Annotated in this window: 1 protein-coding gene and 1 pseudogene; both read left to right on the forward strand. The window is 62.1% G+C overall.

Going from position 1 to position 1,492, the window contains the following annotated elements; translation table 11 throughout:
• Nucleotides 1-352 precede the first annotated feature (352 nt).
• Nucleotides 353-574 (forward strand): annotated as a pseudogene (locus tag ACWEBX_RS40530) (tetratricopeptide repeat protein); the annotation flags it as partial.
• 293 nt (nucleotides 575-867) lie between these two features.
• A partial coding sequence (locus tag ACWEBX_RS40535; protein WP_451889696.1) for a DJ-1/PfpI family protein occupies nucleotides 868-1,492 on the forward strand: 625 nt, incomplete at its 3' end.

Genomic DNA, 1,492 nt, shown 5'->3' on the forward strand with positions numbered 1-1,492 from the left:
GTCGGCGGACCGCCGCCCGGGTTCGCCGCGGACAACACCGACGAACAGTGGACGGTGGCGTTCGAGCCGTGACACCGCCCGTCCTGGCCTTTCAGGGGTGCATCGTCTCCTTGCTGCTCGGGGACGATGATGTACACCCTGATGTTGAGTAACGGATACCCATCCAGGACGATCACCCGGCACTGAGACTCTACGAAACAGCCATTCGGCAAAAGGAGGAAGTTTCATGTCTCAGAACAACGTAGTGCGTCGCGGGATGGGTCCCCAGTACAACCAGGCTGTGGTGCGGCGCGGGCAGGGCGTCCAGCACAACCAGGCCGTGGTCGTCCGCTGATCGACTGAGCTAGGCCGCCACGAGGCTGCCGAAAGCCTCTATGGACAGGCCCTGGAGGCGATGGAGGAAGATCTCGGCCCGGACCATCCCGACTTGGCTCCCACCCTCGCCAATCTCGCCGATCTCCACCACACACTCGGAAACACCGACCACGCGCACGCTCTCGAAGCTCGTGCGCGAACCATTCTTACCGCTACAGTCCGGCCCGATCACCCCACCCTCACCATCCTGAACAGATAAGCCGCCCATGCCCTCGCCGGCAGCAATCGAGCGTATTGAGGTTCACCGACTCCCTACGAAAGTGAAGCTGCAAGCCCAACCGCCTAATAACCTGCCCGGAAATCGATGCAATGGGAGCCAACTTCTGCCTCGGATGCTTTCGGACAGGACGGAAGTCCCAGGTCGTACTAGGCTCCTCGAAAGAGAGGGAAGTGAACTACCCACGGTGGGCGAAGTTCAACCAGGAGTAGCTCTCGGGGATGCGCTGAGCCCATCGCGGTCCTGACTCCCGTTCACGCAGGTGAGGCAACAGCATGAGTGCTCTCAGATCGATACTCTTCCTTGGGTTCCCCAATTTCGGGGAGCAGGACCTGCTCGCGCCTTGGGAGCTTCTGCGCTCTCTGGCCTGGACACTTGGCCAACAGGGACAGGAACTCGAGGTGGTCCTCGGCAGTTTCGAGGGGGGCGTCATCACGACTCACATGGGGGCCCAGGTTGCCAGTGAGACGACGGTGTCACCGGCCGACCGCTACGACCTCCTCTATATCCCGGGCGGCATCGGAGCGGGCGCGGCGAGCAAAAACAAGCAGATTGTGGACTACGTTCGAGCTCACCACGACGAAGACCGCTGGGTAGTTGGCAATTGCGCAGGGCTGAGTGTGTTGCACCGTGCCGGCATTCTGACAGGGAGCGAGGTAACCGCGCCCGCCACTGTCTCACGCCGACTTGCACAGCACGGTGAGAATGTGGCCAGTCCCCGACGAGCCTGGAAGATCGACGCAGACCGAAAGATCATGACGGTGGGTGGCGCCGGTACGGTACACCCCAGCACGATTGCGCTGGTGTGGCATCTCTTCGGTGAGAACCAGGCGCGCGACCTTGCCACCACGTGGGACACGCTCCCGCTCCACGGTGAAAGTCTCTTCGCCTTGGAGGGCC

It is taken from the genome of Streptomyces sp. NPDC005070, from assembly GCF_053600395.1.